The organism is Streptomyces sp. NPDC002476 (assembly GCF_042889785.1).
In the GTDB taxonomy this organism is placed as follows: Bacteria; Actinomycetota; Actinomycetes; order Streptomycetales; family Streptomycetaceae; genus Streptomyces.
This window is the reverse complement of sequence record NZ_JBIARH010000005.1, coordinates 200,028-218,006: the sequence shown is the minus strand read 5'-3', so window position 1 is coordinate 218,006 and position 17,979 is coordinate 200,028. Positions and strand designations below refer to the sequence as shown.

At 71.5% G+C, this 17,979-nt stretch carries 20 protein-coding genes and 1 pseudogene; 14 read left to right on the top strand and 7 right to left on the bottom strand.

Annotated features, from left to right (window positions below; translation table 11 throughout):
- The first annotated feature begins 353 nt into the window (after window positions 1–353).
- The 5 genes from ACFYXM_RS08285 to ACFYXM_RS08265 all read left to right on the top strand — a co-directional run bounded on the left by ACFYXM_RS08285 (window position 354) and on the right by ACFYXM_RS08265 (window position 3,068).
- Complete coding sequence (locus tag ACFYXM_RS08285) at window positions 354–818, top strand: hypothetical protein (protein WP_389288015.1); 465 nt, start codon at window positions 354–356, stop codon at window positions 816–818.
- A gap of 78 nt (window positions 819–896) precedes the next feature.
- On the top strand, window positions 897–1,388 hold the full coding sequence (locus ACFYXM_RS08280; protein ID WP_389288013.1) for a hypothetical protein: 492 nt from the start codon (window positions 897–899) through the stop codon (window positions 1,386–1,388).
- A gap of 66 nt (window positions 1,389–1,454) precedes the next feature.
- Window positions 1,455–2,138, top strand: coding sequence for a class I SAM-dependent methyltransferase (locus tag ACFYXM_RS08275; protein ID WP_389288011.1), 684 nt, complete (start codon window positions 1,455–1,457; stop codon window positions 2,136–2,138).
- Window positions 2,139–2,352: 214 nt separating this feature from the next.
- Complete coding sequence (locus tag ACFYXM_RS08270) at window positions 2,353–2,589, top strand: hypothetical protein (RefSeq protein WP_389288010.1); 237 nt, start codon at window positions 2,353–2,355, stop codon at window positions 2,587–2,589.
- Window positions 2,586–3,068, top strand: a complete 483-nt coding sequence (locus ACFYXM_RS08265) for an ATP-binding protein (RefSeq protein WP_389288009.1) — start codon at window positions 2,586–2,588, stop codon at window positions 3,066–3,068. The genes ACFYXM_RS08270 and ACFYXM_RS08265 overlap by 4 nt, the downstream gene beginning before the upstream one ends.
- A 201-nt stretch (window positions 3,069–3,269) precedes the next feature.
- Here the strand turns inward: ACFYXM_RS08265 and ACFYXM_RS08260 are convergent, their stop codons facing one another.
- Window positions 3,270–6,578, bottom strand: coding sequence for a S41 family peptidase (locus tag ACFYXM_RS08260; RefSeq protein WP_389288007.1), 3,309 nt, complete (start codon window positions 6,576–6,578; stop codon window positions 3,270–3,272).
- Window positions 6,579–6,780: 202 nt separating this feature from the next.
- A complete protein-coding gene (locus ACFYXM_RS08255) occupies window positions 6,781–7,158 on the bottom strand; it encodes an SsgA family sporulation/cell division regulator (RefSeq protein WP_389288005.1) in 378 nt (125 codons plus the stop codon).
- A gap of 241 nt (window positions 7,159–7,399) precedes the next feature.
- Between ACFYXM_RS08255 and ACFYXM_RS08250 the strand changes: the two genes are divergently transcribed.
- From ACFYXM_RS08250 to ACFYXM_RS08230, 5 genes are all read left to right on the top strand, one after another.
- Complete coding sequence (locus ACFYXM_RS08250; protein ID WP_389288003.1) at window positions 7,400–8,473, top strand: energy-coupling factor ABC transporter permease; 1,074 nt, start codon at window positions 7,400–7,402, stop codon at window positions 8,471–8,473.
- A 1-nt stretch (window position 8,474) separates the two neighbouring features.
- On the top strand, window positions 8,475–9,236 hold the full coding sequence (gene cbiQ, locus ACFYXM_RS08245) for a cobalt ECF transporter T component CbiQ (protein WP_389288001.1): 762 nt from the start codon (window positions 8,475–8,477) through the stop codon (window positions 9,234–9,236).
- A gap of 22 nt (window positions 9,237–9,258) precedes the next feature.
- Window positions 9,259–10,044: an energy-coupling factor ABC transporter ATP-binding protein gene (locus ACFYXM_RS08240; protein ID WP_389287999.1), complete on the top strand. Its 786-nt coding sequence runs from the start codon at window positions 9,259–9,261 to the stop codon at window positions 10,042–10,044.
- Window positions 10,045–10,188: 144 nt separating this feature from the next.
- Complete coding sequence (locus tag ACFYXM_RS08235; RefSeq protein WP_389288295.1) at window positions 10,189–11,349, top strand: serine hydrolase domain-containing protein; 1,161 nt, start codon at window positions 10,189–10,191, stop codon at window positions 11,347–11,349.
- A complete protein-coding gene (locus ACFYXM_RS08230) occupies window positions 11,346–12,188 on the top strand; it encodes an SDR family NAD(P)-dependent oxidoreductase (RefSeq protein WP_389287997.1) in 843 nt (280 codons plus the stop codon). Before ACFYXM_RS08235 ends, ACFYXM_RS08230 begins: the two co-directional genes overlap by 4 nt.
- A 106-nt stretch (window positions 12,189–12,294) precedes the next feature.
- On the opposite strand, the gene ACFYXM_RS08225 is transcribed toward ACFYXM_RS08230, so the two are convergent.
- The 3 genes from ACFYXM_RS08225 to ACFYXM_RS08215 all read right to left on the bottom strand — a co-directional run bounded on the left by ACFYXM_RS08225 (window position 12,295) and on the right by ACFYXM_RS08215 (window position 13,633).
- Window positions 12,295–12,900, bottom strand: coding sequence for a hypothetical protein (locus tag ACFYXM_RS08225; RefSeq protein WP_389287995.1), 606 nt, complete (start codon window positions 12,898–12,900; stop codon window positions 12,295–12,297).
- A gap of 263 nt (window positions 12,901–13,163) precedes the next feature.
- Window positions 13,164–13,373, bottom strand: coding sequence for a DUF397 domain-containing protein (locus tag ACFYXM_RS08220; protein WP_389287993.1), 210 nt, complete (start codon window positions 13,371–13,373; stop codon window positions 13,164–13,166).
- Window positions 13,370–13,633 carry a Scr1 family TA system antitoxin-like transcriptional regulator gene (locus tag ACFYXM_RS08215; RefSeq protein WP_389287991.1) on the bottom strand — a complete coding sequence of 88 codons (264 nt, stop codon included), beginning with the start codon at window positions 13,631–13,633 and terminating at the stop codon, window positions 13,370–13,372. The genes ACFYXM_RS08220 and ACFYXM_RS08215 overlap by 4 nt, the downstream gene beginning before the upstream one ends.
- Here ACFYXM_RS08215 and ACFYXM_RS08210 point away from each other — a divergent pair.
- Together ACFYXM_RS08210 and ACFYXM_RS08205 are read left to right on the top strand one after the other, a co-directional pair.
- On the top strand, window positions 13,591–13,851 hold the full coding sequence (locus ACFYXM_RS08210; protein ID WP_389287989.1) for a hypothetical protein: 261 nt from the start codon (window positions 13,591–13,593) through the stop codon (window positions 13,849–13,851). The two genes, ACFYXM_RS08215 and ACFYXM_RS08210, sit on opposite strands and share 43 nt — an antisense overlap.
- Window positions 13,848–14,228 carry a hypothetical protein gene (locus ACFYXM_RS08205; protein ID WP_389287987.1) on the top strand — a complete coding sequence of 127 codons (381 nt, stop codon included), beginning with the start codon at window positions 13,848–13,850 and terminating at the stop codon, window positions 14,226–14,228. Before ACFYXM_RS08210 ends, ACFYXM_RS08205 begins: the two co-directional genes overlap by 4 nt.
- 161 nt (window positions 14,229–14,389) lie before the next feature.
- Here the strand turns inward: ACFYXM_RS08205 and ACFYXM_RS08200 are convergent, their stop codons facing one another.
- Both ACFYXM_RS08200 and ACFYXM_RS08195 read right to left on the bottom strand, forming a co-directional pair.
- Window positions 14,390–16,024: a penicillin-binding transpeptidase domain-containing protein gene (locus tag ACFYXM_RS08200; RefSeq protein ID WP_389287986.1), complete on the bottom strand. Its 1,635-nt coding sequence runs from the start codon at window positions 16,022–16,024 to the stop codon at window positions 14,390–14,392.
- Between the two features lie 357 nt (window positions 16,025–16,381).
- Window positions 16,382–16,557 (bottom strand): annotated as a pseudogene (locus ACFYXM_RS08195) (site-specific integrase); the annotation flags it as partial.
- Window positions 16,558–16,879: 322 nt separating this feature from the next.
- Between ACFYXM_RS08195 and ACFYXM_RS08190 the strand changes: the two are divergent.
- Both ACFYXM_RS08190 and ACFYXM_RS08185 read left to right on the top strand, forming a co-directional pair.
- Entirely contained in the window at window positions 16,880–17,299 is a 420-nt protein-coding gene (locus ACFYXM_RS08190) for a DUF6578 domain-containing protein (protein WP_389287985.1), read from the top strand.
- Window positions 17,300–17,622: 323 nt separating this feature from the next.
- The gene (locus tag ACFYXM_RS08185; protein WP_389287983.1) at window positions 17,623–17,907 is read left to right on the top strand and encodes a hypothetical protein; all 285 of its coding nucleotides are present in this window, start codon (window positions 17,623–17,625) and stop codon (window positions 17,905–17,907) included.
- The last annotated feature ends 72 nt before the right edge of the window (window positions 17,908–17,979 follow it).

The following is a 17,979-nucleotide window of genomic DNA, read 5'->3' as shown; positions in this document are numbered from 1 at the left end:
CGGGTTCCGGTTCGGGCCTTGCCTGCCAGGTCGTACCGGGTATCAACCGTCCGGGTTCCGGTGCGCCGACCTCTGGTGGGCCTGGCGCCAACCCCGTAAAGGACTGTGGGAAAGAACCCTCCCTCCCCGGTCGACGCCGGAGTCGGAGTCGCCGTCGGGGTCGGAGTCGGCGGCAGGGTTCGGGCGAGCTGCCGGAGACGCCCGCAGCGTCGACGCCTCCCACGGCGCCGGAGACCTTCGGGACCGGAGCCGGAGCCGGAGCCGGAGGTGGAGGTGGAGGTGGAGTCGGAGCCGACGCCCGGACCGGAGACGGCCAGGGGAGCGTTGATCCGTTTACCGCCGAGGCGCATGGTGTGGCTGCGGCCACGCTGTTCCGGGTGATCGGCCCGGAACCGCGCCTGCGGCTCGGCGCGGTCGAGGCGCTCGCGCTTGCCCCGCTGGTCTCCGCCTGGCTGGAACGCGGGTACGACCACCGCGACCTGGCCGGGGCCCTGTTGGGCGGGCTGCCCGCCCGTATCCACTCCGCCGCCGCGCTCCTGCGCGACCGCCTGACCCGCAAACTGCCCCCGCCGCCCGAGCCCTCGTTCCCCGCGTGCGCGATGCCCGAGCCGCCACCCGGCACCGGTCTGCCCCGCTGGGCCGAGTGCGACGAGTGCCGCCGCCCGGTCCCGGACAAGGGCCTCTGCCGCGACTGCACGACCCCGGCCGCCGGGCCCGACGGCACCCGCCCCGACGACGACACCGCCATCCGTGCCCGTACCGCCGCCAGAGGCCGCGCCCTGGTACGCGCCGCGCTGCGGACGCCGGAGCACGCGTAGCTGCCCGCCGTCGATGGAGCCTGACCGCGGAGGGCTGCGACAATGCCGCGAGGAACGCGAGAAAAGGAAAGGTGTCCGGTGGGCAGGAACCTGGCCGAGGTGGAGATCTCCCGCATCCAGTGGGAGACCTTCCGTACTTTCGGCAACCGGTCCGGCAATGTGCCGGACGCGCTGCGTCGCTTGTTGGCGGCCGCCGACGAGGACGAGGCCATGGCGGCCTACTGGGAACTTGAGAATGTCGTGGTCGTCCAGGGGCAGTTGCGCAGTGCCGCACTCCCTGTGATCTCGGTCCTCCTGGCGGGCCTGCTCGACGAACTGTCGGCCGATGCCCGGGACCTCGTTCTGGAGCTCCTTCAGCAGATCGTGATGGGCGAGTCGGACGAGGACGAGGTCGCCCTGGGCGATTCCGAGCTGGGCGACCGGTGCAGGGAAGTCGCACGCACCGGTCTGTGGCTCGTCTACCGCGAACTGGGCACCCGCCGCCGGGAAACGGCGGAGGCCGTCCTGGAACGCATCGAGAGCGACCAGCCGAGACTCGCTGCGTATCTGGCCGGAACGCGAGGCAAGTAGCGCCCGAACCATCAGCCTTCCGGCTCGGAGCCGGGCGGCTCTCCGAATGCGACAACGGATCGAGACGTGTCAGAGACCGAGGGCGCGGCATGGGACGTGTACTCCGCCACAAAGGGGCAGCGACGGCGGACGAACAACCGGGGCGAGACCACATGGTTCAACTGGACGCAGTATGCCGACCACGGCCCCGGAGCCGAAGTGCTCTCCCTGAAGCCGGGGCAGGCGGTGCTGGACCTCGGGTGCGGGTCCGGGGGGAACGCGGCTCATCTCGCCACCCTCGGTATGCGGGCGGTGGGGGTGGACCTCTCTTCCGGGCAACTCCGGAAGGCCCGCGACCGGTGGGCCGACGCCGGGGGCATGGAACTGCACCAGGATGACGCCCTTGAGTACCTGGCAGGAACGTACACGGTCTTCGACGCGGTCTACAGCGTGTTCGGCGCTGCCTGGTTCTGCGATCCGGGCCTGATGCTTCCGGCCGTCCACGCCGGTCTTCGTCCCGGCGGCGTCTTCGCCATGTCCCAGCGGCCACCTGTGGAAGGCTGCTACGGCTGCCAGGCGTCCTACATCTCACGTGGTCCCGACGAGGATCCCGCGATCGTCAAGCGTTGGGACTACGAACCCGACGTGTGGTCCGCCCTCCTCAAGGAACACGGGTTCCTCGATGTGACGGCGATGGTTCTTCCGGCCCCCGAGGACGACAAGCGCACGGTGGGCACACTCCTGATCCGAGCCGTCCGTGCCGGTGAGTGACCTCGAACCGTCCGGGCATCACGGGCAGTTGAAGTGACGGCAACCAGGCGGTTCGCCGTCGAGGACGGCAGGACCCCGCCCCGCGAACGGCGTCGTCTCGCGCCCGTGTTCGCGCCGTGGTGTGTGGATCGGGAAACCCTTTCACGGCGGGAGGTGATGCGGCAGTGTGTGAAGGGTTCGTCACAGTGAGCAATGAAAGGTGGACGACCCCCTCATGGACAGCCCGCACCACACGCCCCCGCACGAGGCGGTCGGTTACGACATCGACGCGGACGTCCGCGCCCTGCGCGGGGCCCTCGCGGCGCACGGCATCACCTTGCCGTCCCTCGGCGTCGATCCGTTGACCCTCGCCGGGGGTGCGGGACAGCCGCAGCTCGTCGCGCTCGGCAACTGCAACGCGGCGACCGCGCGTCGGCTGGCCGACGTCCTGCGTGCGGCGGCCGCAGCGTGACCGCCGGGCCGTTCGGGCCGTTCGAGCCGTTCGAGCCGTTCGCGCTGGAACTGATCGCCGTGCCGAAGGCCGTACCGCAGGTGCGGCAGATACTGCGCGACTGGTGCGGTCAGGTGGACGCGCTCCATCTGCTGCTCTGCGTCAGCGAGTTGCTGGCCAATGTGATCGTGCACCTCGGTGAGGGCACGCCGGTCGGTCTTCGCGTCACTGGTACGGACTGCGGTCATGTCCGTGTGGAGCTGAGCGATCCGGAGCCGGGGGTGTGGCCCACGCCCCGGGCCGCGGGCATCGAGGACGAGTCGGGGCGGGGGCTCGCGCTCGTCGGGGCGCTGGCGTCGCGGTGGGGCGTGGAGCAGGGCGTGCGCGGCAAGACGGTGTGGTGCGAGCTGCCCGCGCCCGACGGGTGGGGGCGGCCGGAGGGCGAACCGGCCGGCCCGGGCGGCAGAACCGAAGCGGGTGCCGTGCCCGGTGCCGGGTGACGGCGGGTACGGCACACCCGGGTCGGCGCTGCCGTGTGGTCGGCCGTTGCCGGGTTGTCGGCATCAGGACACCGCGTGACGGGTCGCTGTGACGGCACGTGAGGCAGACCACGGATACCGCTGCTCGCGTGCGGGGAGGCGAGGGGCGGCGTACGGGCGGGCTGTCGAACGATCGGCGCGGGGGCAGGGGGCGCCGAACGGTCAGCGAGGCGGCAGCGGCGGGCGCCGCCGGTCCGGGACCGAGTCGTACGTCGGCGGGGTCGCCGCCGGGTGTGCGGCCAGCAGGTCCAGGGCCACCCGTACCGCGTCGTCCAGCACCGCGTACCGGCCCTCGGCCCAGTCGAGCGGGGTGCGCAGGGCCTCCACGTCCGGTTCGACGCCGTAGTTCTCGACCGACCAGCCGTACGTGTCGAACCAGGCCGCGTTCATCGGCACCGTGATCACCGTGCCGTCGCCCAGCCGGTGGCGGCCGGTCATGCCGACCACGCCGCCCCACGTCCGCTGGCCCACCACCGGGCCCAGCTTCAGCAGCCGGAACGCGGCGGTGATCATGTCGCCGTCGGAGGCCGTCGCCTCGTCGGCCAGCGCCACCACCGGGCCGCGCGGGGCGTTGGAGGCGTACGAGACGGGCTGGGCGCCGCGGGTCAGGTCCCAGCCGAGGATCGTCCGGGTCAGCTTCTCGACCACCAACTCGCTGATGTTTCCGCCCGCGTTGCCCCGTACGTCCACGATCAGTGCCGGGCGGGACATCTCCATGCGCAGGTCCCGGTTGAACTGGGCCCAGCCGGAGCCGCCCATGTCCGGGATGTGCAGGTAGCCGCACTTGCCGCCGCTCAAGTCCCGTACGACCTCCCGGCGTTTGGCCACCCAGTCCTGGTAGCGCAGGGGGCGCTCGTCGACCAGCGGGACGACCGCGACGCGGCGGGGGCGGCCCCCTTCGCCCTCGGGCGGGCGGAAGGTGAGTTCGACGGTGGTGCCGCCCGCCGCCTCCAGCAGCGGGTACGGGCCCGCCACCGGGTCGACCGGGCGGCCGTCGACATGGGTGAGGACCGCGCCCGCCCGGATGCCCGTACCGGCCAGCGGGGAACGGGCCTTGGAGTCGGAGGATTCGCCGGGCAGGATGCGCCGGATCGTCCAGTCGCCGTCCCGGCGCACCAGGTTGGCGCCGAGCAGGCCGATGGCCCGCTGGTAGTGCGGCGGGCCCTCGTTGCGGCGGGACGGTGTCACATACGCGTGCGAGGTGCCGAGTTCGCCCAGGACCTCCCGCAGCAGGTCCGCGAACTCGTCGGGGGAGGCGACCCGTTCGACCAGCGGGCGGTACTGGTCGAGGACCCCGTCCCAGTCGATGCCGGACATCCCCGGGTCCCAGAAGTACGCGCGGATGATGCGCCCGGCCTCCGCGTACGCCTGCCGCCACTCCGCCGCCGGGTCGGCATCGTGCAGGATGCGGCGCAGGTCGAGGTAGACGGTGGTGTCGCTGTCGGCGATCTCGGTGGCGGGCACGGCGCGCAGCTCGCCCTCGTCCATGACGACCAGCCGGGTGGCGTCGCCGCTGACCGCGAACCAGTCGAGATGGCCGACGAGTTCGGTCTTGCGGGCCCGGGAGATGTTGAAGTGCTCCAGCGTGGGACGGCCGGACACGTCCGCCGGGTTGACGAAGGTCTCGCCGAGCGCGCCCGAGATCGGCCAGCGCAGCCAGACCAGCCCGCCGCCGCTCACCGGGCGCAGCCCCGAGTACTTCGACGCGGACACCGGGAACGGCGTCACCCGGTTCTCCAGCCCCTCGAACTCGACGCTGACCGTCGACGGTCCCGACGGCCCCTCGCCCGTGTCGGGGGCGGTCGCCTGGACGTCGTCGACCGGGTCGAGTCCGCCCGCCGCCGGGCGGCCCTCGGGGGAGAGGGCGAAGGGGGAGGGGGTGGCGGAGGAGAGCGGCACCAGGTACGGGCGGCAGCCCAGCGGGAACGACAGGTCGCCGGTGTGCACGTCGTACACCGGGTCGAAGCCGCGCCAGGAGAGGAACGCGAGATAGCGGCCGTCGCCCGTGAAGACCGGGTTCTCGTCCTCGAAGCGGCCGTTGGTGACGTCGACGATCACCGGGGCGCCGGTGCCGAGGATGCGGGCCAGTTTGATCTGCCGCAGCGACCGTCCGATGCCGGGGTGCGACCAGGTCAGCCAGGCACCGTCCGGGGAGAACGCCAGGTCGCGGACCGGGCCGTTGACGGAGCGGATCAGCTCGGCCGGTTCGCCGGTGGCCGTCTCCTCGTCGGTGTCCAGGAGCAGCAGGCGTCCGTCGTGCGTGGCGATCGCCAGGCGTTCGCCGTCCGGGTCGGCGATCAGTTCGTGGACCCGGCCGATCCGCCCGGACGCCAGCCGGCGCGGCGGACGGCCGCCGCTGGCGCGCGGCAGGTAGGCGATCTCGATCGCGTCCTCGCCGTCCGCGTCCGTGACATAGGCGACCTGGCCGCCGCTGCCGAGCATCTCGGGCAGCCGGACCCGGACGCCCGGGGTGTCGGCGATGGTGCGGGCCGGGCCGTCGCGGTGGGTGAGCCAGTACAGGCTGCCGCGTACGGCGACGGCGCTGGCCCGGCCCGTCTCGTCCACGGACAGCGAGGCGATGTTGCTGGCGGCCGAGACATGGTACGTCCGGCGTCCGGCGCGCGGCCCGCCGAGGCGCACCTGCAGCTTGCGGGGGACGGCGTCCGGCGACGCCAGGTCGTCGACCAGCCATACGTCGCCCGCGCACTGGTACACGACCCGTCGGCCGTCGCTGGAGGCGTGCCGGGCGTAGAAGGCGTCGTGGTCGGTGTGGCGGCGCAGGTCGCTGCCGTCGGGGCGGCAGGAGTACAGGTTGCCGACGCCCTCGTGGTCGGAGAGGAACGCGATCCGCCCGGCGACGAACATGGGCGAGTCGAGGTGGCCGCCGATGTCCGGGAGCAGCCGCTTGCCGTGCAGCCAGAGCCGTCCGGTGGCGCCGCCCCGGTACCGCTTCCAGGAGGCCGGTTCGTGCGGTGGTGTGCCGGTCAGGAGCAGGGTGCGGCGCTCGCCGTCGATGTCGGCCGCCGCGATGGCGGAGACCGGGCCCCAGGGCAGTTTGCCGCCGGGGCTGCCGTCGGTGGGGAGGGTGTAGGCCCAGGAGAGGTGCGAGAGGGGCTGGTTGTGCGAGGAGACGGCGAGGATCTGCGCGGTGTCGTCCGGATCGGGGGTCCAGCCGCAGACCTGGGCGTCCGTCGAGCCCCAGTAGGTGAGCCGGCGGGCCGGGCCGCCCTCGACCGGTACGAGATGGATCTCGGGGTCGAGGCTGCGCCAGGTGGTGTACGCGATGCGGGTCCCGCCGGGGGAGAACCGCGGGTGGCCGATCCGGGTGCGGTCGACGGTCAGCCGCCAGGCCCGTTCGGGGCGCTGTCCCTCCGGGGCGAGGGGGGCGACCCAGAGGTCGTCCTCGGCCGCGAAGCAGATCAGATCGTCGTGGAGGTGCGGGAAACGGAGATACGCGACGTCGTCACTCACCTCTCCATGCTTTCCGCGCGGAAGGGGCCCGGCAACTCGTGACCCCGGCCCGGCAACTCGTGACCCCGGCGTGTCCGGGGCGCGCGGAGCACGGGCGAGGGCCGTGGCGGGGCTGTGGCGCGGCTGTGGAGTGTGTACAGGCGCGTGTACAACAGGGGGCCGGGTGCGGCTTCCCGGTCGTGCCTTCTTCGGGTACGGCTTCTCAGGTGTGGGTGTGGGTGTGGGTGTGGGCGCCGACGCCCTCGTCGTCGACGTTCTCGTCCTCCGTGCGATGCAGGAAACGGATCAGCGGCGCGTTGTCGAACTGCACCACCTCCACGCCCTCCTCCGTGTGGCGTTCCACGACCAGCTGCGTCCGTCCGCACGGCCACACCCGGACGCCGCCACGCTCGGCGGGGCCGCTCAGACCGCGCTCCAGCAGCTCACGGTCGAACGACCAGTCGACGCCGCCCGGGAAGGCGAGGTGGACGTTACGGGGGTCGGTGTCGGCGTCGTACAGCAGGTCCACCGGCACCGCCGGCAGATCGGGGGTGTCGTTGACGAGCCAGGCTTCGGCCTCTTCATGGATCACGGGGGGCATGGCCAACTCCTCGTGTGCGTTCTTCCCCGCATCAAATGTCGCATATTTCATTCCATAAGCGCTTGGGACGGGTGCCCGGTACGGGTGTATCCACCGGTTCCCGGGCACGCCGGGGCCGGGGATGTCACTCGGGCTGTGACCCACTCGCTCTTGCGAAGGGTTTGCAACAAGGTCCTATCATTGAGCTGTTCACGACATCCGACCTCCGCGACCACGCGGGACCGCAGGAAGCGGAGGCCCCATGCACGTACCCGACGGATTCATCGACGCACCCGTCTCCGCCGTCACCGGAGTCGTGGCCGCAGGCGCGGTCGCCGTCAGCCTGCGGGGCGCGCGACGGGAACAGGATCAGCGCACCGCGCCGCTGGCCGGTCTCGTGGCCGCGTTCATCTTCGCGGTGCAGATGCTGAACTTCCCGGTCGCGGCGGGCACCAGCGGGCATCTGCTGGGCGGGGCGCTCGCCGCGATACTCGTCGGGCCGTACACCGGGGTGCTCTGCGTCTCCGTGGTCCTGCTCATGCAGGGCATCCTGTTCGCCGACGGCGGCCTCACCGCGCTCGGCGTCAACGTGCTCGACATGGGCATCGTGACCACCGTCGTCGCGTACGCCGTCTTCCGCGGGCTGACCGGTGTGCTGCCGCGGTCGCGTCGTTCCACGACCGTCGCGTCCTTCGTCGCCGCCCTGCTCTCCGTACCGGCCGCGGCCTGCGCCTTCACGCTGATCTACTGGATCGGCGGCACCACGGACATCCCGATCGGCAAGGCCTTCACCGCTATGGTCGGCGTCCACACGCTGATCGGCGTCGGCGAGGCCGTGATCACCGCGCTGACCGTCGGCGCCGTCCTCGCCGTGCGCCCCGACCTGGTGCACGGGGCCCGCGGACTCGCCGCCCCGCTCAAGCTCCGGGTCGACGGCGAACTCGTCGACGCCCCCGCCCGGCAGCCCGTCGCCCCGGTCGCCGCCCGCTCCAACCGGGGCCTCTGGGCCGTCGGCCTGGCCACCGCCCTCGTCCTGGCGGGCTTCGTCTCCTTCTACGCCTCCTCGTCCCCCGACGGCCTGGAGAAGGTCGCCGCCGACCAGGGCATCGACAAGAAGACCGAGGAACACGCCGCCAAGGACTCCCCGCTCGCCGACTACGGCGTCAAGGACGTCTCCGACGCCCGGCTCTCCGGCGGCCTCGCCGGAGTGATCGGTGTCGGTGTCACGGTCGCGGTGGGCAGCGGGGTCTTCTACATGATCCGCCGCCGTCGCACCCCGGACGCGACCATCGCCGCCGCGACCGCCGGCAGCGCGCGCGGCGGGGAAGACGCCTGACATGGGCGCCGGCCACGCGCACCGGCTCCACCGGCCCGGCCGATCGCCGGTCCACGAGCTGCCGCCGCACTGCAAGCTCGCCGCCGCCTTCTGCTTCGTCGTGGTCGTCGTCTCGACACCGCGCGAGGCGATATGGGCGTTCGCGCTGTACGCCGCACTGCTCGGCGCCGTCACCGCCCTGGCCCGGATCCCCGCCGGATTCCTGCTCAAGCGGCTGCTCATCGAGGTGCCGTTCGTCGCGTTCGCGCTGCTCATGCCGTTCGTGGTGCCCGGAGAACAGACCCAGGTGCTCGGCCTCACCGTCAGTGTCCCCGGCCTCTGGGGCGCCTGGAACGTCCTCGCCAAGGGCACCCTCGGCGTCGCCGCCTCCGTGCTCCTCGCCTCCACCACCGAACTGCGGTCGCTGCTGCTCGGCCTCCAGCGGCTCAGGCTGCCCCCGCTCCTCGTCCAGATCGCGTCCTTCATGATCCGCTACGGCGATGTGATCACCGACGAGATGCGCCGGATGTCGATCGCCCGCCGCTCGCGCGGCTTCGAGGCACGCGGGATACGCCAATGGGGTGTCCTGGCCAAGTCGGCCGGCGCGCTCTTCATCCGGTCGTACGAGCGCGGCGAACGCGTCCACCTCGCCATGGTCAGCCGCGGCTACGCCGGTTCCATGCCGGTCATCGACGAGGTGACGGCCTCCCGGACCCAGTGGGCGCACGCCGCCGCCCTCCCCGTCCTCGCCCTCGTCGTGTGTCTGCTGGGATGGACCGTATGAGCACGTCTGCCGGATGGACCGCATGAGCACACCCACGCCCACGTCCGCCGCCGCGCCCTCGCTGGAGGTCAGCGGTCTCGCGTACGCCTACCCCGACGGTCACCAGGCCCTCTTCGGGGTGAACCTCACCGTCGGCCGGGGCGAGCGCGTCGCGCTGCTCGGCCCGAACGGGGCAGGCAAGACCACCCTCGTCCTGCACCTCAACGGCATCCTCGACGCAGGTGCGGGCACCGTCCTCGTCGCCGGGCTCCCCGTGGAGAAACGCAACCTCGCGGAGATCCGCCGCCGCGTCGGCATCGTCTTCCAGGATCCCGACGACCAGCTCTTCATGCCCACCGTCCGCGAGGACGTGGCCTTCGGACCCGCCTCCTCCGGGCTGCGCGGCGCCGAACTGGAGGAACGCGTCACCGAGGCGCTGAAGCGGGTCGGCATGGAGGCGTACGCGGACCGCCCGCCGCACCACCTCTCCTTCGGGCAGCGCCGCCGCGTCGCCGTCGCCACCGTCCTCGCCATGCGGCCGGAGATCCTCGTCCTGGACGAGCCGTCGTCCAACCTGGACCCGGCCTCGCGGCGCGAACTGGCCGACATCCTGAGGGCCCTGGACGTCACCGTGCTCATGGTCACGCACGACCTGCCCTACGCCCTGGAACTCTGCCCGCGCTCGGTGATCCTGAGCGAGGGCGTCATCGCCGCCGACGACCGCACCCAGGACCTGCTCTGCGACGAGGAGCTGATGCGCGCCCACCGCCTGGAGCTGCCCTTCGGCTTCGACCCGCGTTCCGTCACCGTGGACGCCCCGGCGCGCTGAGCGCCGTCGCGGCGGACGTTCCCGGCCCGGTCGGACCCGGGTGCGTCCGCGCGCCCCGGGACCGTGAACATCCGGTGACCCGCCACCCTTTCACCCCACCGGGGGATGCACCATGGAGGGATGAGCGGGAACGCAGCAGCAGGCGTGGACGTACGCGGCACGGTGGCGGCCGGATTCGAACCGGTCCGGGACGCCTTCGTCCGCAACTTCGAGCAGCGCGGCGAACGCGGCGCGGCCGTCACGGTCTACCGGGACGGCCGCAAGGTCGTCGACCTGTGGGCCGGTACGAGAGACGTCGACGGCAGCGAACCGTGGGCCGTGGACACCGTCCAGATCGTCCGCTCCGCGGGCAAGGGCATCGCCTCCGCCGTACCGCTGCTGCTGCACCAGCGCGGCCAGCTCGACCTCGACGCGCCGGTCGGCACGTACTGGCCGGAGTTCAAGGCGGGCGGCAAGGAACGCGTCCCGGTCCGCCACCTCCTCGCGCACCGGGCCGGCATCCCCGCCCTCGACTGCCCGTTGACCCCCTCCGAGGCCACCGACGGGATCTCCGGGCCGCAGGCCGTCGCCGCCCAGTGTCCCCAGTGGGAGCCCGGCACCGGACACGGCTACCACGCCCAGACCTACAGCTTCCTCATCGGTGAACTGGTGCGCAGGGTCACCGGGCGCACGGTCGGCCGCTGGATCGCCGAGGAGATCGCCCGCCCGCTCGGCCTGGACTTCTGGTTCGGCCTCCCGGCCGACGAGGCGCACCGGGTGGGACGGATCGGTCCCGTCGGGACTCCGGACGGACCGGGCGGCGGCGCCCTGCGGCTGCGTCCCAAGCGGTCCGTCGCCGAGGCGTACCGCGACCCGATGTCCCTCACCCGCCGCGCCTTCGGGGCCATCGACCCGCTGCCCGACGAGAACGACCCCGGCTACCGGGCGGCCGAACTCCCCGCCTCCAACGGCATCGCCACCGCCCGTGCCCTGGCCCGCTGCTACGCCGCGATGATCGGCCCGGTCGACGGACACCGGCTGTTCGCCCCCGCCACGCTCACCCTTGCCCGCACCGAGGAGTCGGTCGGACCGGACCGGGTCCTGGTCGTCAACACCCGTTTCGGGCTGGGCTACATGCTGCACGGACCGGCCGCCCCGCTGCTGGCCCCCGGCTCCTTCGGGCACCCCGGCCGGGGCGGATCGCTGGGCTTCGCCGACCCCGAATCCGGCATAGCGCTCGGCTATGTGACGAATGGTCTGCAGAAGGGAGTCACCGCCGATCCCCGTGCCCAGGCGCTGATCAGGGCAGTACGTTCGGCGCTATGACTTCTGCTGCTTCCTCCGATTCCCCCGCCGCCCGCACCGACTCCCCTTCCCCTCGGGCCGGTTCACGGTTCGAGGGGTACGGCGCGCTCATCACCGGAGCGGGCCGGGGCATCGGCGCGGCCACGGCCCGCCGCCTGGCCTCCGAGGGCGCCCGGGTCCTGGTCACCGACCTGGACGGCGACCGCGCCGGGCACACCGCCGCCGCCATACGCGCCACGGGCGCGACGGCGGAGGCGCTGCCCTGCGACGTGGCCGACCGGGCGGCGGTCGAGGCCGCGGTCGCGCACGCGGTCGCCGCGTTCGGCTCCCTCGACGTGCTGGTGAACAACGCGTACGCGTGCACCGCCGACACTCCGCTCTTCGAGGACGAACCCGACGAGTCCTGGCAGCGCGACCTGGACATCACGCTCACCGGCCCGTACCGCTGCGCCCGCGCCGCCCTCCCGCACCTGGTGGCCTCCGGGCGCGGCGCGATCGTCAACATCGGCTCGGTCAACGGCGAACAGGACTTCGGCAACCACGGCTACAGCGCCGCCAAGGCGGGCCTGGCCAGCCTGACCCGTACCCTCGCGGGCCACGCGGGACCGCGCGGCGTACGCGTCAACCTGGTCGCCCCCGGCACGGTCCGTACCGACGCCTGGGCGGGCAAGGACGCCGAACTGGCCCGGGTCGGCGGCCTCTACCCGCTCGGCCGGGTCGGCGAGCCGGAGGACATCGCGTCCGCCGTCGCGTTCCTCGCCTCCCGCGACGCGGCCTGGATCACGGGGACGACGCTCCGGGTGGACGGCGGACTGACCGCCGTCAACTACGGGTTCCGGAAAGCGATTTCGGAGGAGTAGGGGGGAGGATCGGGGGACAACGGCACGATGCCCGCCCCGCCGTGGTGTACGGCGGAGCGGGCATCGACGATTCACACGGCGACGGGCTGTACGCCCGGCCGCCGGGTCAGCCGTTGGCCAGCGGGGTGTCGTCGGTGGCCCTGCGCCACAGCCGGTCGGAGCTGGGCTGGGCGATGTTCAGGTAGAGGCTGTCCCAGCTGCCGTCGTTGTACCGGTTCAGGCTGAGCGCGAGGTTCTTGTCCACCATCGGGCGGTACGTCCACCAGCCCGTGTGGCTGTCGCCGACCCGCTCCGCGTACAGGCTCCACTTCTGGAGCTGCGAGCCGTCGCAGGTCCGGACGACGACCGTGGTGCCCCGCTGCGGCGTCGCGGCGCTCGGCTGGAGGCACTTGTTCGCCGCCTCGTTCCGCAGAGTGGCGGTGTAGGTGTTGGGGGCGTCCGCCTGCCAGGCGGAGAGGTCGATCGTCCACCGCTCGGTGTTGTACTTCCACGCGGGGTCGCGCAGGGTGATGGCGGTGGCGCCGTCGGCGGTGCTGTCGTTGTGCAGGGCCAGGCGGCTGCCGTCCATCTTGTTGATCAGGTCGCTGCCGGAGAGGGGCGCCGCGGAGACCGGTGCCTGACCGGCCGCGGCGAGCCCGGCCAGGGCCAGGACGGCTGCGGCGAGGACCCTTGCAGGACGGGCGTGCTTGGGCATGGCGGTGTCCTCTTCCATGTCGGGGGAGTGCGCGAGGCGAGACACGGGAATCCAAGCAGCCCCACCCCCGCCGGGGCGGGCGCATCGGGGCGGTTGCGGCCCCGTTCACCCCATCGGAGTCCCGCCGGCCCTCGGCCGTCGGCCCTCGCTCTCGGCCTCCCCCGCCCTGGTCCGCCCCGCGACGTACGGTTGTGCGGCGTGGGCGAAGCCCCGCCATGCCTCCGATCCGGGGGCGTGGCGGGGCTTTCGTCGTGTTCGGTGCGGGCGCGCAGGACCTGCAGTCAGATGGCGCTGAAATCGTCGGACTTGATACCAGTCACGAACGACGTGAACGCGTCGGCGGAGGCGTTCAGCACCGGGCCGTTCGGGTTCTTGGAGTCGCGAACGGGGACGATGTCGTACATGGCGGCGAGGTTGGAGGCAACCTCGACACACTGGCCGCCGTTGCTGCTGTATGAGGACTTGAACCAGTGTGGGGAATCGGTGGTCACAGGATGCCTTTTCGCAACTCGTTGATCACGGTCATTGACGCTACCTGGGAGGCTGCCTCTACCTGTAGATGATGGTAGGCCGTCAACAGCGGCTGAACGAACCGCGTATCGCGCTCCAATCGCCCTTGCTGTGCGGACTCTGCGTAGGCGACAGCAGACCGGTCCGGGAGGGTCAGCAGCGTGACGGGAAGGTCGAACGCCCGACGCTCGCCGAGGCGTGCCTGCAAAGAACGGCCCTCCGAACGGGCAGGAGCCCCCACGGCCCCCGGCCCCCGGCACGCTCATGGTGGATGCCGCCCACGGCGACCGCGTGGGGGAGTTCCGAGGGGTCGCCGGCCCGTACTGGTCGTTGCGGCCGGTCGGTGGCGGGGCCGAGTGGGAGGCGGATCCCGCCCGTGTCCGGCCGGCCGATCCGATAGAGCGTCTGCGTGCCGAGCTGGGCCGCGCCAATGCGCGCAGCCGTGGTGAGCTGCTGTGACGGGGCTGATCCTCGTGGAGGCGTACGCGGGTGACGGCCGGACGGCTCTCTGCCTCGGCGGGGTGCCCGTCGCGTCTCCCCGGCTCGCGCTGCGGTGGCTGCGGGGTCAGGCCGAGCGGCTCGCGGACGGTCTGGACCTGAACCCGGGGACCCCGTGGACTCCCCCGTACGGATTACAGCGTGTGCCCCTGTCCATTCCCGACGCCCCGGCCGAGCTGCGCGCGTGGTCCGTCGACGACGCGCGTCAGGGCGAGGCGTTGCACCAGCTCGCGGCGGGGGCCGAGTTCGAGTTCATCACCCGGGACGAGGTGGGCTGGTACGGGCTCACCGCCCGCCCGTTGCCCGTAACGGAGTTCATGCGGACGCCGGGCGAATAACGGCCTGGGGAGCCCCGCCCGCTCGTCCGGTCACGCGCCGCCGGACGGGCGGTGAGGGAAAGCGGAGCCCCCGCCCGTGATGCCTCCCGGTGGCGCATGGGCGGGGCCGTGCTGCTCACTCGCCACCACGAAAGAGAACCGAAGTATCGACAGCGCCGTGCTCAGGGCCCCGCCCGCAGCACCGCCGCCACCACCGGGCCCGCCGCGTCGCCGCCGTGGCCGCCGGACTGGACGACCGCGGCGGCGGCGAGGTCGTTGCTGAAGCCGGTGAACCAACTGTTGGACGTGGCCTGGCCGTCCACCTCCGCCGAACCCGTCTTCGCCCCCTTGTCGCCGCCGACCGAGGCCATCGCTGCCTTGCCCGTGCCCCAACTCGCGGTCTGCCGCATCATGTTGGTGAGCTGCTGGGACACGGACGGGGACAGCGAACGGGCGGCCCTGGCGATGGGGCGGCCGTCGAGGTCCGGGTCGACGATGATCGGCTGGTGGAAGGTGCCGTTCTTCGCGGTGGCGGTGATGGACGCGACGTTCAGGGCGTTCATCTGGATCGTGCCCTGGCCGATGTACTGGGCGGCGGCCTCGCCCCCGGTGGCCTCCGGCACGCTGCCGTCGAAGGTGGCCACACCCGTCTGCCAGTCCAGGCCGATCCCGAAGACGTCACGGGCCTCCTTGGCGAGCGCCGCGTCGTCCTTGGTGTCGTCGATCAGCTTGATGAAGGCGGTGTTGCAGGACCGGGCGAAACTCGTCGTCAGGGTGCCGTCCGGGATGGAGAAGTCGTCCAGGTTCTTGAAGGTGCGGCCCATGTACATCGCGGTGGGCGGGCATTCGATCTTCTGGTTCGCCGAGGTGAGCCCCTTCTCGATCAGCGTCGCCGCGGTCACGATCTTCATCGTCGAGCCGGGCGCCTGCTTGCCGAGGAACGCCGCGTTGAATCCGTCGGCCGGGTTGTTGGCGACCGCCCGTATCGCACCCGTGGACGGCCTGATCGCGACCACCGACGCCTGGTTGTACTTCTTCACCGCGGTCTCGGCCGCCGCCTGGGCGTTCGCGTCCAGTGTGGTCCGCAGCCTGCCCGGCCTGCCCTCGCCGAGGGTGACCAGGGTCTTGTCCGGGCCGCCCGCTTCCGCGCTCTCGATCACGGTCTCGATGCCCGCGGTGCCGCCGGCCTTCTTCCCGTACTTCTCGCGCAACGTGTCCAGGATCGGACCCAGGGAGGGGTACTTCTCCCTGGTGAGCACCTTGCCGTTGTGGTCCACCGCCTCGATCGACGGCGACGACGCCTCCTTGGTCTTCAACGATGCACCGGCCGTCAGCTCCGGGTGGATCACGGCGGGTTTCCAGTCGACCAGCGGCCTGCCGGTGGTCTGACCGCGCACCACGGTCAGTTCGGACGCGTACGACCAGAGCTTCGACTTCCCGCCGAACGACACGGTCGCCTTCACCGTGTACGGCACCTTCGTGCCGACCGCCGCGCCCGGAGTGATCACCGCCCGGCTGACGTGGGCCTCGTCCCGGTAGCCGGCGAGGACCGGTTCGGCCTCGGTCGCGTTGTTGGTGAGCTGCGACGCGATGGCCGAGTCACCGCCCGCCCAGGCGTCGAGGAACCTCTTCGACACGTCGTCGATCTCCGCCTTGGTGACCGGTCCCGTCCGCACCTCGGCGGAAGTGGTCCCCGTCCCCGATCCGCCGTTGGCGTCGTTGAGCGTGTTCAGGACGTTGTACGCCCCGTAACCCACCCCGCCGGCCACGACCGCGAACACACCGCCGACGATCGCCACCTTCGCTCCACTGCGCATCCTTGCAGTCCCCTCCCCAGGAGTTCCCCCTCGAACGCGTTCAAGTGAACGTGTTCAAGCGGATGCCGCTGGGCACCCTACGGGACACCACCGACAACCGGGACCGCCGTTATCGGAACGGGATATGTGCAGCCTGAACGCATCGGGACGTGCCGGGACACGCCGGTCGGATCCAGTGCCGGGAGCGGTACTGGGGGTGCTCGTCAGATCCAGGTGTCCAGCCACATCCGTTCGCGCCAGGTGTCGTCGGGGATCGGGGGGCCGGTGTAGATCGGCCAGAGGTAGATGAAGCCTCGCGTACTGCGGCGCAAACGGCCCCGACCAGCGGTTTTCCTGCCCGGCGGGGCCGCGTGGGGCCTACTGGGCCGCCTCTGGGCCGTGATCATGGTCCCGGGAGCCCTGTAGGCGGCTTCGACGGCCTTCCGGGCGCGCCCCTCGCTGCTGGGCATCAGATGGGTGTACGTGCGCAGCGTGAAGCCGGGATCGGCGTGACCGAGGTACTGGCTCAGGGCCCGGGTGTTCTCCCCCGCGTCAGGAACACTTCCGCGGCCACGATGTCAGGCCCCGCTGGAGCCACGGCGCCCTCGGCCTTCGAGAGCGCCGACATGAGTCGGCGCGCCTCGGCGGCCCGCTCCGACCAGCGCGTCTGCTCAGGCGCTGCTCGCAGAGTGACCTCTGACATCCACGGCTGACATCAACGAGGCCAGACGGTTGCATGCACCCGCATCCCTGCCCGGCAGTCGCACTGAGGGCGGGAGCCAGCGGCACGGGCACGGATCGAACTCCTGAAGGGGGTGTCGTAGATCATCTACGAGGCCCCGCATGAGCGCAGGGCGCTCGACGGACAATGGCGGCATGACGTTGACGATTTGGGTCGATGACTGGCAGATCCAGTGCTGCGGAGAGAGCTTCGCGCCGGGGGATGTTGTCTCGTGGGTATTGCTGGAGGTCGATCCGGAGGACTATGCCGACGTCGTCGGTAGCGAGCGCGCGGCTGGGATCGATTTCCGCGAGGAGCATCACGGCCAGGAGCAGGATCCTGTACCGACCAGGTTGGAGGTGCTGTCGATCGACGAGGTGCACTGCCGCTACGGGGTACCCCCGGGCGCCACGACCAAGGTGAATTACCCCGTTCCGGGCACGACCGTGCTGGTTCCGGTCAAAGAGGCGGACGGGTGGGCGAAGGGCAGGCCGGACGTTCGCTTCTCGGGCTACCTGGTGACCGCCCGGCGTGCCACAGACATGGCGGAAGGCGCGGCTGTCCGTGGCCAATGAGGGAGCTGGCGGGACAGGCTTCCGGTTTGTTCGCTGTACAGCAGCTCCGTACCGCAACCACAGCAACCGACCCCGTCCGTAGCGTCCCTCCGGGGCCTCAGAGCGGCCGGTATGGCCGTCGCCAGCCGATCCGGTCAGAGCTACGGATCAGAAGGTCGCTGACATAAACGGCGCCGGACGGGGACGTACATCAGCGTCTCTGTCCGGCTGTCGCACCAGCCGATGACCACAGTCGGAGCGGACTCGGATCGAACTCCTAAAGCGGTGCTCTGAAGGGGCTCAGGAGCGCCCAACTCAGCTGCGGTAGCTGTCATCATCATGTGATGGCAGGCGGGCAGCTACCGGCAGGGTGGACTTTGGAGGAGATCCGCGACGTCTCCGGAGATCGGGACTCCATGGCTCTCGACACCGATCGCGTCGTGACGTGGGTGGGCCGGCCGGGAGAAGACCAACGGCTCCACCCTGAGATCATCCTTGGATTCCACGGACTGTGTCTGGTGAAGTCGGTCAACGATGAGGACTGGTACATGGGCAGTCTGAACGACGATGGCAGTGTCGACTGCTGGAGCGCCTACGGCGACCTCTACGAGGCGCTTCGCGGGCTGTAGCCCCGATGGCCTCGCTCAGATCAGCACAGCGAGGCCCGTCTCAGTTTCCGTCTCACTCAGCCGCGTTCATGG

Bases quoted from the DNA above. Each gene is read 5' to 3' on its own strand.
- ACFYXM_RS08185 (WP_389287983.1), top strand. From the start codon at position 17,623: ATGGCAGGCGGGCAGCTACCGGCAGGGTGGACTTTGGAGGAGATCCGC.
- ACFYXM_RS08190 (WP_389287985.1), top strand. From the start codon at position 16,880: ATGACGTTGACGATTTGGGTCGATGACTGGCAGATCCAGTGCTGCGGA.
- ACFYXM_RS08230 (WP_389287997.1), top strand. From the start codon at position 11,346: ATGACTTCTGCTGCTTCCTCCGATTCCCCCGCCGCCCGCACCGACTCC.
- ACFYXM_RS08270 (WP_389288010.1), top strand. From the start codon at position 2,353: ATGGACAGCCCGCACCACACGCCCCCGCACGAGGCGGTCGGTTACGAC.
- ACFYXM_RS08250 (WP_389288003.1), top strand. From the start codon at position 7,400: ATGCACGTACCCGACGGATTCATCGACGCACCCGTCTCCGCCGTCACC.
- ACFYXM_RS08255 (WP_389288005.1), bottom strand. From the start codon at position 7,158: ATGCCCCCCGTGATCCATGAAGAGGCCGAAGCCTGGCTCGTCAACGAC.
- cbiQ (WP_389288001.1), top strand. From the start codon at position 8,475: ATGGGCGCCGGCCACGCGCACCGGCTCCACCGGCCCGGCCGATCGCCG.
- ACFYXM_RS08240 (WP_389287999.1), top strand. From the start codon at position 9,259: ATGAGCACACCCACGCCCACGTCCGCCGCCGCGCCCTCGCTGGAGGTC.
- ACFYXM_RS08225 (WP_389287995.1), bottom strand. From the start codon at position 12,900: ATGGAAGAGGACACCGCCATGCCCAAGCACGCCCGTCCTGCAAGGGTC.
- ACFYXM_RS08200 (WP_389287986.1), bottom strand. From the start codon at position 16,024: ATGCGCAGTGGAGCGAAGGTGGCGATCGTCGGCGGTGTGTTCGCGGTC.